This is a genomic window from Hydrogenispora ethanolica (genome assembly GCF_004340685.1).
Taxonomy (GTDB): domain Bacteria; phylum Bacillota; class UBA4882; order UBA8346; family UBA8346; genus Hydrogenispora; species Hydrogenispora ethanolica.
Window position 1 is genome coordinate 113165 of sequence record NZ_SLUN01000002.1, and the last position, 14096, is coordinate 127260.

Genomic DNA, 14096 nt, shown 5'->3' on the forward strand with positions numbered 1-14096 from the left:
TGAGCCCACCGGTGTTGCGGGAGGACTTGATGAATCATTTACTGGCGACAATTGCCGGGCATCCGGAATTTCGGAAGGTCAAGGAACAGTTTAACCGAGGTCAATCGGGGTTAATCACCGGAATCGGCGGTACCCAGAAAGCGGTGGTGATAGCAGGTCTAGCCGAAGATCTCCAACAACAGCTTCTGGTGGTCAGTTACAGCAACAGTCAGGCCAACCGTTTGGCTGCTGACCTGGAACCGCTGATCGGCGCGGACTTTGTTGCATTTTTTCCCGGCAATGAGCTGTTTCCCCATGAAGAAGCTTATGAACCGGAAGTCACCGCCCAGCGGGTCGAGACGCTGGGGAAGATCCTGGGCCGCGACCGTCTGGTCGTTGTAACATCCTGGGAGGCGTTACATCGCCGTCTGGTGCCTCCAAAGCAATTCTTGGAATTCACCTTCCACCTCAGGCTGGGGATGGAATACCCCATGACCGGACTGCTGGAACGATTGGTCGTCATGGGTTACGAGAGGGTCGAAATGGTTCAGGCGGTGGGGCAATTCAGCCGCAGAGGCGATATTCTGGATATTTATCCGCTGGACCGCGAGTTGCCGGTGCGGATGGAGTTTTTCGGCGATGAAATCGACTCGCTGCGCAGCTTTCGAGTGGAAGATCAAATTTCCGCGGACACTTTGGAACAGGTTCTGATTCTGCCGGCCCGGGAAGGCCTTTGGCGGCAGGAGGATTTTGAACAGGCCCTGCCGCAGATCCGGAAGGACCTGGCGGCGCAGGTCGCCAAACTGGAGGAGTTGGGGCGGGTCACTGAGGCGGAGAACCTGAACAGCCGGATCGGTGAAGCCTTGGAAAGACTGGCGGAAGGGCATCAATTGCCGGGCGCCGATCAATTTTTGCCTTGGGTCCAATCCGGTCTGGTGACGCTCTTGGGATACTTGCCCGACGCCCGGCTGATCCTGGATGAACCGGTGCGCGGCCGGGATGCTTTCCGGCTGACTGAAGAAGAGACCGCCGGCATCTACGGCAACTTTTTGGAGAAGGGAGTCGTCCTCCCCAAAGAGCAGGAGATTTTTGGAGGGGCCGACGACTTGGAAGCGGCTTTTCGTTCCCGGCATCCCCTTTCACTGTCCCTCCTGGCCAAAACCCCCAAAGGCTTCGCGCCGGAACACACTTTTACATTATCGTTCCGGACCCCGCCGACTTTCCACGGCAAGGTGGAGTTGCTCACCAATGAGCTGAACCGCTGGATTAAAGAAGGCCGGATGATCATGCTCACCGTGGCGCTCAAGGAAAAAGCCCGCCGGCTGCGGGAAGTCCTGCGGGAGCAAGGCATTTCTTCGCAATTGGTGCTGACCGAAGCAGAGGACCGGCCACTGGTGCCGCAAACCGTCCGGATCAGCGCAGTGGACCTGGAGACGGGTTTCGAATGGTTGCCGGGGAAACTGGTCGTTTTGACCGAAAACGAGATCTATGGCAGGCAAAAAAAGAAGTATCAGACCCGGTTCCAGCAGGAAGGGAGCAAGATCAGCTCCTTCACCGACCTGAAAGTCGGCGATTATGTGGTGCACATCAATCACGGCATCGGCCGGTACATGGGCATCGAGACGCTGGAGATCGCCGGCGGCCACCGCGATTATTTGAAGATCGAGTACGCAGGGGAAGACCGGTTATTTGTGCCCACCGATCAGATCAACCTGCTTCAGAAGTATATCGGCGTGGAGGATGCGCCTCCCAAAGTCAATAAGTTGGGCGGCAGCGACTGGCAAAAGGTCAAAAACAAGGTCAAAGAGTCCATCCGGGACATGGCCGAGCAATTGCTGGAGCTGTATGCCCAGCGCGAAGTGGCGCCGGGCCATTCGTTTCCCTCGGACACGGTATGGCAACACGAGTTCGAAGAAGCCTTTTTCTATGAAGAAACCCCGGATCAGTTGCGGGCGGTCGAGGAGATTAAACGGGACATGGAGCGGGAAAAACCCATGGACCGGTTATTATGCGGCGATGTCGGCTATGGCAAGACCGAAGTGGCGATGCGGGCCGCCTTCAAAGCCATGATGGGCGGCAAGCAGGTCGGAGTGCTCGTTCCCACCACGATCCTGGCTCAGCAGCATTTTCTGACGTTCCGGGAACGGTTCGCCGGTTTCCCCGTCAATATCCGGGTCTTGAGCCGCTTTCAGTCGCAGCGCGAACAGAATGAAACCATTGAGGGGCTGCTCAAGGGAGAAGTGGATCTGGTCATCGGCACGCACCGGCTCATCTCGTCGGACGTCCATTTCAAAGAGTTGGGGCTGCTCATTATCGATGAAGAACAGCGTTTCGGCGTCGCCCACAAGGAGAAACTGAAAGAACTGCGGAAAAACGTCGACGTGCTGACGTTAACCGCAACACCGATTCCGCGGACGTTGCATATGTCGTTGGTTGGGATCCGCGATATCAGCATCATCGAGACTCCCCCGATGGGCCGTTTTCCCATTCGTACCCATGTCCTGGAATACAATGAGACGGTGATTCGGGAGGCCCTCCAGCGCGAACTCGACCGGAAGGGTCAGGTCTATTTCGTTTACAACCGGGTCGAAACCATCGAGCGGATGGCGTCCTATCTTCAGAATTTACTGCCGAAAGCGCGGATTATCATTGCCCATGGCCAAATGAACGAAGATCAGCTGGAACGGGTGATGATGGACTTTTACGACAATCAGGCCGATATTCTGGTCTGCACCACCATCATCGAGACGGGGTTGGATATTCCCAATGTCAATACGTTGATCGTCTATGACGCCGACCGTTTTGGACTGGCACAGCTGTATCAGTTACGCGGCCGGGTGGGACGGTCCAACCGGATCGCCCATGCCTACTTCTGCTTTCGCAAGGATAAAACCCTCAGTGAAAATGCGGAAAAACGCTTATCCGCCATCCGGGAATTCACGGAGTTGGGATCGGGTTTCAAAATCGCCATGCGGGATCTGGAGATCCGCGGCGCCGGCAATTTACTCGGGCCGGAACAACATGGCCAAATCGCCGCAGTCGGCTTCGAACTTTACTGCCGGTTGCTGGAAGAGGCGATTCGTGAGAAAAAGGGCGAAATCGGACCGGAGTTGCCGGAACCGATGGTGGAAATTCCGGTGGACGCCTATATTCCGTCCCAGTATATTTCCGATAATAAACTGAAAGTGGATATGTATAAGAAAATCGCCAATGCTCAAACTCTGGAAGCGGTCGAGTCGTTGGCCGATGAACTCTTGGACCGTTTCGGAGAACCGCCGCAGCCCGTCCAGAATCTGATGCTGATCGCCCAATTGAAGGCGCTGGCCAAATTGCTCGGCTTCGCCTCGATCACCAAAGAACGGACCGAATTGGTTGGCAAGCTCCACGTGGGTCTCGGCGTCGATTATGAGAAGATCCTGGGCGTCCTGCAAAAGTACCGTTCCCACTTCCGCTACCAGCCGGGCCGGCCGCCCGTCTTCAAATGGCGCGCCAATCTGACCGATCCCGAATTGCTCACAATGACCGTCGATTCCCTAAAACGGCTTCAATGATAATTTGAGCTTATCGGAATGGAGCAACTCTTTCATGGCTTCCGGATGAATCGCCGCACCGGCCCGGTAAGCCGCTAATGCCGCAGCACGATCGCCTTGCAAAAGCTCGGCCCGGACGATCCGGTAATACACCCCATAATTCTCGGGGAAATACCGCAGGGCCTTCCGGTAGAAAAGGCTTGCCTTGCCAAACTCCAGCTTCTGAAAATAGAGGTATCCGAATAGATTATAGACTTGATACCGTTCCGGGAAAGAGCGGCTGAGGCTGTTCAACAGGTCCTCGGCAGCCCGAAAATGCTGCCTCGCCAGCGCGGCGTTGCGGGTGCGCGCCGCCGCCCGAATCAGCGCATAGACATACCGATAGCGGTATTGATAGCTCCAGGGAGCCAAGCGGAGCGTAGTCCGGAAATGATTGAAAGAACGGCTGAAATGACGATACCGGGAGCCAAAGAAGGCCTTCCGGTAATGCACATCGGAACGGTAAAAGTTGTGGGAAAGAAACGCCAGCCCGATGCAGAGCGCTAAAAATAACCATCCGGCGGTTCGTTTGGAGAGGGGTCCCGGCGGGATCGGGTCCGGAGCGGGGTAATAGTATCCTACTAATATTCCGGCGCTCATCCAGAAGAGATGGCTGTAATGGACCAGGGCATAGGCAAATTGGACAAAGACCAGATACCCGGCGATTAACGACCAGAGCGCCGCGATCCCTTCATGACCCTCCGGCATGGTCCGCAGAGGGCGGCGCGACATCATCAGGATCGGGACCAGCAATGCCAGATAGGACCCCAGACCCACCACTCCTTGCGTCGCCAGATAATGGAGCAATTCATTATGAACCTGCCGGATATCGCGGTCGGGGCCCCAATGCTTGACCGCTTCCTTGGATTCAAAACGGTGGAAAGAGTCTTGAAAGCTCCCCATCCCCGCGCCGGTCCATGGCGCATGCCGAAAAGCGAGCCAGGCCGATTTCCAGATCAGACCTCTGCCGCTGTCCTTTTGCTGGGAGAATGAATTCAAGCGCGAACTCAAATTATAATTCTTGTATGAGCTTGGTTTTAACACCGTCAATAACTGGCCGGCTACGATGCTCAAAAGAAAGATCACCAAAAGGCAATGGACAAAATATTGTTTTTGGGAATATAGTTTTCGCCACAGGCTCCATCCGAAAAGAATCACCCCGACGAGGATGATCGGCCAGAGTTGGGATTGGCGCAGCAGATTGATGCTCAATACGCCAAAACCGAGAATCAGGGACAGCCGCAGCCAGAACCCCCGCTCCTTGTAATAGGGGCGGCTCTGAAACGAAGCGAACCAGAGGAACGTAAAAGCCAAGCCCGCCCAGGCCGCACGCGAGAAAGTCAGGGATATGACCGCGGACTGCAGAAAACAACAGCCGAAAAAGAACCGGCGCCGTACCGGCGCTGTCTCCCGCAGAATCTTCCACCATAATAAAGGCTGAACCATCACCAAATACACACCGAGCGAGTTCGGATCCCCCAAAAGACTTTTGACCCGGGAAACGTCTTCCCGCGAAATCGGATCGCCCAGATAGTACTGGAAGATGCCGAAGAGGGAGACCAATAAAGCGGCAAAGATGACGGTTTCCTGAAAAGCATTTCGTTCCCGGTCAGTCCTTATCCACAGATACCCCGCAAAGAACAGGGCGACGAAGCCGAACTGAACCAGCAGCGATTCGGATTGGCCGTACGCTCCAAAGAGCCCCTCCGGGGGATAGGGGAGGCGGAACGTCTGGTAGATCTGGACCGTCAAAAAGATTCCGGCACCCGCCAGCATCGCCCGGGGCAGGCCCCGGAGTCCTTTGACGTAATAAAGGACGAAGGCCAGGATGAGTAATGATCCGCAAAGAAAAACCGCCATTTTGGGAGTGGCGAATTCGTCGAAACTATGGGTGGAATAAGCCAATGGCAGCAGCAGACAGAGCGCTAGCAGGAATTTGAGCGGCCAGGAGTATTTCAAATCCTCACCTCGTTTGATGCGTCAGGACCGACGAATGGAACGAACTGCTCCGGGAGGCATTATTCATAGTATAAGAAGCATGAGGGTTCATCAATCATTGAACCAGTGAACTTAGGAATTATTGGCTAGAGAATGAAAAACTCCTGCCCTGCATCTTTGTGGTATGGATAAAAAATTTTGGGGTACTATAGAAACACCAGCTGATAGCGGCGGCGGACTGCTCGAAAGTGGAAAAATGAATAATAAACTTGCTCAAGCTATATACTATCAATAAAAGCAGCAGCTGAAACTATCAAAAAGTCCACTCCGGGTCACACGGGTGGCAGGTCCTCTGATACCAAATTCAAACAAAGACATTTATTAAAAGGAGGGATAAGGGGATGAAAGCGACCGGAATTGTACGGCGGATCGATGATCTGGGCCGGGTGGTCATCCCCAAGGAAATCCGTAGAACCCTGCGGATACGAGAGGGCGACCCGTTAGAGATTTTCGTAGACCGGGAAGGGGAAGTTATCCTTAAGAAATACTCTCCCATCGGTGAGTTGGGCGATTTCGCGAAGGAATATGCCGATTCTCTTTACGAGTCGACCGGGCATATCGCCTGTATTGCGGACCGGGATATGGTAATTGCAGTCTCAGGCGCACCTAAGAAGGAATTTCTGGATAAACCCATCTCGAAAGCGGTTGAGAAGGCGATCGAAGACCGGAAAGTCGTGTTGATGCCCAAACCGGGCGAACACAAGTATTGTGAGGCATGCCCCGTCAAAGAGGAAGAAGGAAAGTGCAAATTTACCGCCCAGGTGATTGCGCCGATTATTGCCGAAGGAGACCCAATCGGGGCCGTTATTCTCTCCAGTAAAGAGCCGAATGTCGTCATGGGAGACTTGGAAGTGAAGATTGCCGAAACTGCGGCGGGGTTTCTAGCCAAACAAATGGAACAATAGTTTTCGCAAAAGCAAAAAGTGGGGGGTTACCACCACTTTTTTATTTTGCCTGTCTTTAAAAGCGTTGTGATAAACCCCGTCCGAAGGTCGGGGCGTTCACAAAAGCTCAGAAAAGCAAGTGATAAAGTCGTTTTTTCGTCCACTTTGAAAGAATGATGTCCGGACTGGAGACTTTATCACATGGCTTTTAAAACCGCAACCGGTAAATTGGGTGAGGGGTTTTCATAAGCTGAGGGAGATACCTCAGTTTTTTCTTTCGGGCAAGGACGGGATTTTACCGCCGCCCGGTATTCCGCAAAGCAGCCCGTCAATCGCCGGCCGGAGCGGCATTGTTATTCGAGGCTGGATTGTTGCCGCTGAGCGCGGAGATGAATGAGCTGATGAGCGCGGGATTAATCTTCAACGGAGTCTCGCCGCCCGAGTTATTGTTCGAAAGCATGTTCATTAACGACGGGACCAGATCGGCCAAGGTTTGCTCGGTACCTTTGGGCGCGATGCGCTTAAGCAGCGCGGCCATATCGAACCCGCCGGCGTCGGGATTGTCATCGCCCAGAGTCAAAAGGAAATTGATCATTTTTTGCCCCCGCGGGCTCAAAAAAGGCTTAGTGACCGAGAGATAGAGCAGATCGTTGGGTTGAAGAAAAGGATGGGCCGGCTTTTCCTGAACCGCCTCGTTCCGCTGGCTGTCTCGATTTTCATGAAAATCAGATGATCGGTGTCCCATATTCTAACCTCCTATTCACAATTAAGTATATGAAAAGCATGGCTTTTCTGGAACGGACCGGGCCAAAGGTTGGAAAAATAATCTGCGCGACAGGAGTCGGCCCCGCGGTTGCAGAAATTATTAAGGCGAACCATCACCAAAAATCGCTTGGAGCTATCCACGATCGATCGGGAACGACTGAAGATCGATCTTGAATCACTGAAGATCGATCGGGAACGACTGAAGATCGATCTTGAATCACTGAAGATCGATCGGGAATGACTGAAGATCGATCTTGAATCACTGAAGATCAATCGGGAACGGCTGAAGATCGATCTTGAATCACTGAAGATCGATCCGGAACGGCTGAAGATCGATCCGGACTCACCGAAGATCGATCGGGAGTGACCTAAGATCGATCTAGGCTCCCCGAAGATCGACCCGGAACGACCGAAGCGCGATCCCCGGTTCCGGAAGGGACGGGATGGGCGCGTGCCGCAGGTACGTTCGGGCTTGCGCATCGGTCCGCAAGGGTGGGACCGGCTGGGGTGAGTTAATAAAATTGCCAACTTCGGCCAAAATAGATAAGATGAAAAAAGGCCTGACATTTTCAAAAAAGGAGAATTCGGAATGACGGTTATCAAATTCGGGACTGACGGCTGGCGGGATCTGATGTACGATCGTTTCAACCTACCCAATGTCTGCCGGGTCGTACGGGCGATCGCCAAGTACACCAAGGAACATCAAGGCGCTGAGCGGGGGTTGGTCATCGGTTATGATGCCCGTTTCTTTTCCGACCTGTTTGCGAAAAAAGCGGCGCAGATCGCCGCCGCCGCAGGAATCAAAGTCTTTTTGGGCAGCCGGGATTTTCCCACCCCGGTCATCGCCCATGCCGTGAAACAGCATGGGGCGTTCGGAGCCATGATGTTCACGGCCAGCCACAACCCGCCGGAATATAACGGCATCAAATTCATACCGGAATACGCCGGACCGGCCTCACTGGAGATTACCCGGGAGATCGAAAACTGTCTGGAGTCGCTGCCCGAGAGTGCGGCGGCGGATGCCGCGATGGGAACCGGCCCGCTCGCGTCTGACCCAAGGATCCAGGTGATCGATCCGACCTCCGATTATCTGAAACAGCTCGGCGAGCTGGTGGATGTCCAGGCGATCCGCGAGGCTGGGCTCAGGGTGGTCGTCGATCCGATGTTTGCCACCGGCCGCGGCTTCATCCCGGGTTTATTAAGCGGTTGCCCGGTGGAGGAGATCCATGGCTGGCGGGATCCGCTCTTCGGCGGCTTCATGCCCGATCCGCAGGACCAGTTCCTCGCCGAGTTGAAGGCGAAAGTCAGTGCCGGGCCCCATGCCATTGGACTGGCCACCGACGGCGATGCCGACCGTTTTGGGATCATTGATTGCGACGGGACCTATCTCACGCCGAACCAGGTCATTCCGCTGCTGATGCTGCACCTGATCAGGAGCAGGGGCTATCGCGGCGTGGCGGCCCGCTCAGTGGCCACCACCCACATGATCGACCGGCTGGGCGAAGTCTACGGGGTGGAGACCATCGAAACCCCGGTGGGATTCAAATATATCGGCGAATTGATGCGCACCCGGCCGGTGATCATCGGCGGCGAGGAGAGCGGCGGCCTGAGCGTGCGCGGGCATATCCCGGAGAAAGACGGCATTCTGGCCGGCGCGCTGATGGCGGAGATGGTCGCCGTGACCCGGCAGCCGCTCCACGCGACGCTGCGTCAATTGTATGAGCAGGTCGGCCATTTTCTGACCCGGCGGCTCGATTTGCACCTGACCGAAGAGGCCAAGGGGACCATCCTCGAACGGTGCCGCACCGCGCCGCCGGAACGGATCGACGCTCTCGCCGTCCGGGAGGTCCGGACCCGCGACGGTTTCAAGTTTGTGCTGGAGGACGGCAGTTGGTTCCTGATCCGGCCCTCGGGCACCGAAGCGTTGATCCGGGTCTATTTTGAAGCCGGCTCGGCCCAGGCCCTGGACAACTTGAGCGGATCGGTCGGGTTGCTCTTGGAGCAGTGGGGGAAGCGGGTTGGCTGAGCATCGGGATTGGCCGGAGCAGCTGGCGGCGTTGCGCGCCCATTACAAACTGGTCACGGTGAATCTGACCGTGGCCGAGCAACCGCTGGAACTGGTGAAGGTGGAGAACATCGACGACCTGTTGGACCGGGTCTCCGAACCGGATCAGATTCCCTTCTGGGCGGAGCTGTGGCCGGCCTCGATCGGGTTGGCCCGCTATTTGTTGATGAACCGCGCCAAGGTGGCCGAGCTGCAAGTCTTGGAACTGGGTTGCGGCGTGGGCCTGGCCGGAATCGCCGCCAAGCTGGCCGGGGCGGAGGTGGTGCAGAGCGATTTTTGCCCGGACGCCTTGGAGTTCGCGAGGGTGAATTGCCTGCGCAACGGGGTTCCGGCCGGGGAGTTTCTGCTGGCAGACTGGCGCCGCTTTCCGGCGGAGGCCGGCCGGTTTGACCGGCTGATCGGCGCGGATATTCTCTATGAGAAGACGCTCCATGCCGACTTGTACCGGATCTTCCATCGCCATCTGCGGCCCGCTGGCGAAATTTGGCTGACCGATCCCGGCCGCGAGTGGGCCAAGCAATTCATTGCCGGCCTATCCCAGGAGTGGCGGGTTATTCAGACTGCGATTCCGGTGGTTTATGAGAATAAAACCTGTACCATTGATCTTTATCGCCTGAGCATGGCGGGGAACCAGACAGCGGATCGTTCGTTATAGATTATTGTCAACTTAGTGTTATTCGGAATGATGGTCAATCCTTTTTCAACTTTCGCTGTCTACCGTTCCGCGCCCCGCCCACCTCCCGGCATGTTCCGTTCGAGCCGCGGGGGCCGGGGAGCGGGCGGCGAAGCCCGACATGCTTTGCAGGAGGTCTAGATTGTGAATCAATATCGTTTTGACGCTCATGAGCGGCGGACCCCCTATATTTTAACTGCGGTCATCTCCGGGATCATCGGTGCGCTCCTGGTCATCTGGGCGGTGCGCTTCACCGGCCTGGGAACGGCCCTCGTCAATCCGCCCGCCGAACCGGCGCCGTCCCCCGCGCCGGCGGTGGAGAGCCAACCCCTGGCGCTGAACCAGTACGAGAAGACCACCATTGACGTGGTGAACCGGATCGGGCCCGCGGTGGTGATGATCACCACCAACACCGTGGTGGAGGATTTCGACTTTTTCACCGGACCCGAGGTGAAGAATATTCAGAGCCTGGGGTCGGGGGTCGTTTATCGCAAGGACGGGTACGTCCTGACCAACAACCACGTGGTCAACGGCCAGACCGGCATGGCCGACAAGATCATGGTGGTGCTCTCCAACGGCCGGTCCTATGCGGCCAAGATCGTCGGGGTCGATCCCCAAACCGACCTGGCGGTCCTCAAGATCAATGCCGAGAATCTGGCGGTGCCCAGCTGGGGGGATTCCGACCATGTCCAGGTCGGGCAGATCGCCATCGCCATCGGCAATCCGTTGGCCGAGAACCTGAAGAACACCGTGACCGTGGGCGTGGTCAGCGCCAAGGGCCGGACCCTGATCATGAGCGAGGATCAGGAGCTGCGAAATATGCTCCAGACCGACGCTTCGATCAACCCCGGCAATTCGGGCGGTCCCTTGCTGGATTCCAGCGGCAGTGTGATCGGCTTGAATACCGCCATCGCCGCCAATTCGCAGGGGATCGGCTTCTCGATTCCCAGCAATACCGTGCGGACGGTTGCCAATCAGTTGATCACCAAGGGCTATGTCACCCGGCCGGGGTTGGGCATCGCCTACGTACACTTCACCCCGGACAACGTAGCGGTGCTGGAATACCGGCTGCGCCAGCGGGTCCCGGTGAAAACCGGCCTGTTCATCGTCAAGGTGCTTGAGGGCAGCACCGCCGCCAAGGCCGGCTTGAGACCGGGCGATATCGTGGTCGCCGTCGACGGCCAGCCGGTGAAGGATCAGGATCTGATCCGGGAGGCGGTCGCCAGCCATCCGGTGGGAACCAAGCTCAAGGTGAAGTATTACCGGGGCTCCAAAGCCAGGGAGACCACGGTGAAGATCGGTGAGATGAAACGGTAATCATTCTAAAAAACATTCCCCAAGGGACTGCCGAAGCGGCGGTCCCTTTTTATTATGAAAATGTTAATCTTGCCATTCCATGGAAAGGGTTTGTTTTTTTCCGTCGAATGATATATAGAGGGAAGCATTTCAATTCCGGCGGTGATGGTTGTTGGGGCATTGAGGCATCCCCTAAATTACGGGTATCACGCACGGCGGAGCGGTATCGCGACTCCGCCAGGAGGAGAAAGTATATGCCGGCACAAGAGATTTTATTGTTGGGAAATCCACGGTTGTATGAAACAGCGGTTGCGGTGGTTGAAACGGAGCTGGAGGCGCTCCAGACGGTAGTCGCCGATTTGCACGACACCTTGATCGCGTTCCGTGAAAAATACCGGGTCGGCCGGGCCATCGCCGCGCCGCAGATTGGGGTGAAAAAGCGGTTAATTTACATGTTCATCGACACGCCGACGGTCTTCATCAATCCGGTGCTGGAGTGGAAGAGCCCGGAAACGATGGTGTTGTGGGATGATTGCATGAGTTTTCCGGAGATCCTGGTCAAGGTGGAGCGGCACCGCCGGATCCGGCTGCGATATAAAGATCTGGACTGGCAGGACCGGACCATGGAGTTGGAGGGCGACCTGGCCGAGCTGTTGCAGCATGAGTACGATCATCTGGACGGGATCCTGGCGGTGCAACGGGCGCTCGATCCGTATTCGATCGCCTTGACCAGCCAGAAAGCGTTGCTAACGGTTTAGCCGTGGCGGTCGGGAGGCGGACTGGCTGACCGGAAGGGAATAAAGCGAGAAAGCGGGGTCGCGGCCCCGCTGCTTTTTATTTGAGGGGCAGGCGGAAGCGGAACTCGGTGCCGTGCGCGTCGTCGCTGCTGAAACTGACCTGGCCGCCCAATAATCTCTCGCCCAACAGCTTCATGCTGTAGGTGCCGATGCCCCGCCCCGCTCCTTTGGTGGAATAGGAACGCTGGAAGATCTGCAATTGGGCTTCCCTGGACATGACCTGCGGATTTCGCACCCGGAACAGGATGGCGCCCTCGTCGAGGGTGTAGCCGATGGTGACGACATCCCCGGCCCGCGAAGCCTCGACGGCGTTTTTGGCCATGTTCTGAACGACCCGCCGCACCAAGGTCGGGTCGCTTTGAATGACGGTTTCCGGGGAATGGGGATCGAAACGGAGCGCGCAGGAAGTTCTGGGATCATTGCGAAAATGGTTGACCAGCTTGGTAAGCATTGCGTCCGCGGAGAAGGGCGCGACTTTTAAGGCCAGATCGCCGCTTTCGGCGGCGATCAGCTCCTTTTGGCTGACGATCTCCTCGATCAGCATCTCCATCCCCTGTTGGGCAATGCCGCAGATTTCCCTGATTTCCTCCGGATTTTCGGTGGTTTGCAGCAGCTCGATCAGGCCCCGGACGGCTCCCGAGGTATTGAGCAGATCGTGAAAGAAAACCCGCTCGAAGACCTGCTTGCGTTTCTCCTCACCGATGTCTTTGACCACGAATAAAGTATATTCCTGCTGCAAGTCGCCGATGGGCGAAGCGTAGATCTGCAGATCCAGCGAGGGATTGCCGGCGCGGTCCAAGGTCACATGGCATTCCTTGGATACGAGCGTCCGGGTGCGCTGGCTTTCGAGAATGGCCCGGACAGCGCCGCAGACGGAACAACACTCCGTGGTGCCGCACCCCCCGGAAGCCGGATCGGTATGAATACAGCGGAGCGCTTCGCCGAAGCGCAAGCCGATGACTTGGCCGGCGTCATGAATCCCCAGCGCTTCAAATAAGGAATGATTGGAGTAGATGATCTGCCGCTCCTTATTCAAGATGAGCACCACGTAAGGGAGCATGTTAAACAGGGCCGGAATCGGCGAGGCGTCGTTGATCCTGGTGGCCTGCTCGATGATCAGCTCGTCAGCCAGCCGTTCCGCCGGTGCGAATCGCGTGGGAATCAGAGGGTCCATGGGTATTACACTCCGCGAGAAGATTTTGGACTACATCCTCGGCCTTGGGCAGACTAGGGATGAAACGAGGTTCAATCAAAGGTAGAATGGCTAACGTTATTTTTATTATAAGCCGCTGGACCGGCAAAGGCAATAGCGCATCGGGCTTCGGGATGATAGGCAACCTGAATTCGCCGGTCAAATGCAACTTACCGGTTGGCCGGCTTGACGGGTTTAACCATCCCCGGCGCAACACCCTTTAGGATCGGCGGGAGGGGAGCTCCCGGTTTGCGAAAATTTTTAAGCCGCGCCCGATTTCCCTGGGAGCAGGTTCTTTCCATCCGATGCCCTCGTTTTCCAGCGGGTTGATGGTTGACAGCCCAGGGTTGATTCAGGGATAATTCTCTTCATAGAGACGAACGGAGACCGGGAGAACCCGGCGAAGCCCTCCGAACCGCTACAGGAGGGAAAAATATCACCAGCATGGATTCCAATTTCGATATTCCATCGCGATAGAGAGGCAAACATGCGCAACGGACCCGTTTTTACGGAGATTATTTTTACAGCGGTCGAGCCGGAAAGGGCATTTCGGACCGCCGATGAATGCCTGGTGACGATCCGGATCGTCGAAAGCCGGAAAGAAGCCGCGGCCTGGATTCATGAGTATGAAGTGAGCGGGGAATTCGGGAAGATTGAGAAGTTTCGGGGCCGAATCCGCAGCATTGAACCGGCGTAATTCGCTCGGGTCTTCAATTTGCTGGGATTGTAACCTAGCTTATGAAACGGCCACGCTTGCCGAAATCCAATCGGAGCCGCTAAAAAGTTGACAGGCATGCCAACCTCTCCGGGGAGAGTGCTCGGGATTCAGGATGGGGGCCGGGGATGCTTCCCGAAGGTTTGGGGAGGCATCCCCGGCC

Annotated in this window: 11 protein-coding genes; 8 read left to right on the forward strand and 3 right to left on the reverse strand. The window is 56.3% G+C overall.

Annotated elements, in window-relative coordinates; all coding sequences use genetic code 11:
* Window positions 1-29 precede the first annotated feature (29 nt).
* Complete coding sequence (gene mfd / locus EDC14_RS02145; protein WP_165907727.1) at window positions 30-3530, forward strand: transcription-repair coupling factor; 3501 nt, start codon at window positions 30-32, stop codon at window positions 3528-3530.
* Here mfd and EDC14_RS02150 read toward each other — a convergent pair.
* Entirely contained in the window at window positions 3513-5507 is a 1995-nt protein-coding gene (locus tag EDC14_RS02150; RefSeq protein WP_132012536.1) for an O-antigen ligase family protein, read from the reverse strand. The genes mfd and EDC14_RS02150 overlap by 18 nt on opposite strands.
* A gap of 380 nt (window positions 5508-5887) precedes the next feature.
* On the opposite strand from EDC14_RS02150, the gene spoVT reads away from it, so the two are divergent.
* Window positions 5888-6451, forward strand: a complete 564-nt coding sequence (gene spoVT / locus EDC14_RS02155) for a stage V sporulation protein T (protein ID WP_132012537.1) — start codon at window positions 5888-5890, stop codon at window positions 6449-6451.
* 307 nt (window positions 6452-6758) lie between these two features.
* On the opposite strand, the gene EDC14_RS02160 is transcribed toward spoVT, so the two are convergent.
* Entirely contained in the window at window positions 6759-7175 is a 417-nt protein-coding gene (locus EDC14_RS02160) for a hypothetical protein (protein ID WP_132012538.1), read from the reverse strand.
* A 108-nt stretch (window positions 7176-7283) separates the two neighbouring features.
* Here EDC14_RS02160 and EDC14_RS26555 point away from each other — a divergent pair, with 108 nt between their 5' ends.
* The 5 genes from EDC14_RS26555 (at window position 7284) to EDC14_RS02180 (ending at window position 11987) form a co-directional block, all read left to right on the forward strand.
* The gene (locus tag EDC14_RS26555; protein WP_165907728.1) at window positions 7284-7436 is read left to right on the forward strand and encodes a hypothetical protein; all 153 of its coding nucleotides are present in this window, start codon (window positions 7284-7286) and stop codon (window positions 7434-7436) included.
* A gap of 348 nt (window positions 7437-7784) precedes the next feature.
* Window positions 7785-9221 carry a phosphoglucomutase/phosphomannomutase family protein gene (locus EDC14_RS02165; protein ID WP_132012539.1) on the forward strand — a complete coding sequence of 479 codons (1437 nt, stop codon included), beginning with the start codon at window positions 7785-7787 and terminating at the stop codon, window positions 9219-9221.
* Window positions 9214-9915 carry a class I SAM-dependent methyltransferase gene (locus EDC14_RS02170; protein WP_132012540.1) on the forward strand — a complete coding sequence of 234 codons (702 nt, stop codon included), beginning with the start codon at window positions 9214-9216 and terminating at the stop codon, window positions 9913-9915. The genes EDC14_RS02165 and EDC14_RS02170 overlap by 8 nt, the downstream gene beginning before the upstream one ends.
* 162 nt (window positions 9916-10077) lie before the next feature.
* Entirely contained in the window at window positions 10078-11250 is a 1173-nt protein-coding gene (locus EDC14_RS02175; protein ID WP_132012541.1) for a S1C family serine protease, read from the forward strand.
* Between the two features lie 233 nt (window positions 11251-11483).
* A complete protein-coding gene (locus EDC14_RS02180) occupies window positions 11484-11987 on the forward strand; it encodes a peptide deformylase (protein ID WP_132012542.1) in 504 nt (167 codons plus the stop codon).
* A 76-nt stretch (window positions 11988-12063) separates the two neighbouring features.
* On the opposite strand, the gene EDC14_RS02185 is transcribed toward EDC14_RS02180, so the two are convergent.
* Window positions 12064-13200 (reverse strand): sensor histidine kinase, encoded by a 1137-nt coding sequence (locus EDC14_RS02185; protein ID WP_132012543.1) that lies wholly within the window; start codon window positions 13198-13200, stop codon window positions 12064-12066.
* Between the two features lie 505 nt (window positions 13201-13705).
* Here EDC14_RS02185 and EDC14_RS02190 point away from each other — a divergent pair.
* Window positions 13706-13915, forward strand: a complete 210-nt coding sequence (locus EDC14_RS02190; protein ID WP_132012544.1) for a hypothetical protein — start codon at window positions 13706-13708, stop codon at window positions 13913-13915.
* Window positions 13916-14096: the final 181 nt, after the last annotated feature.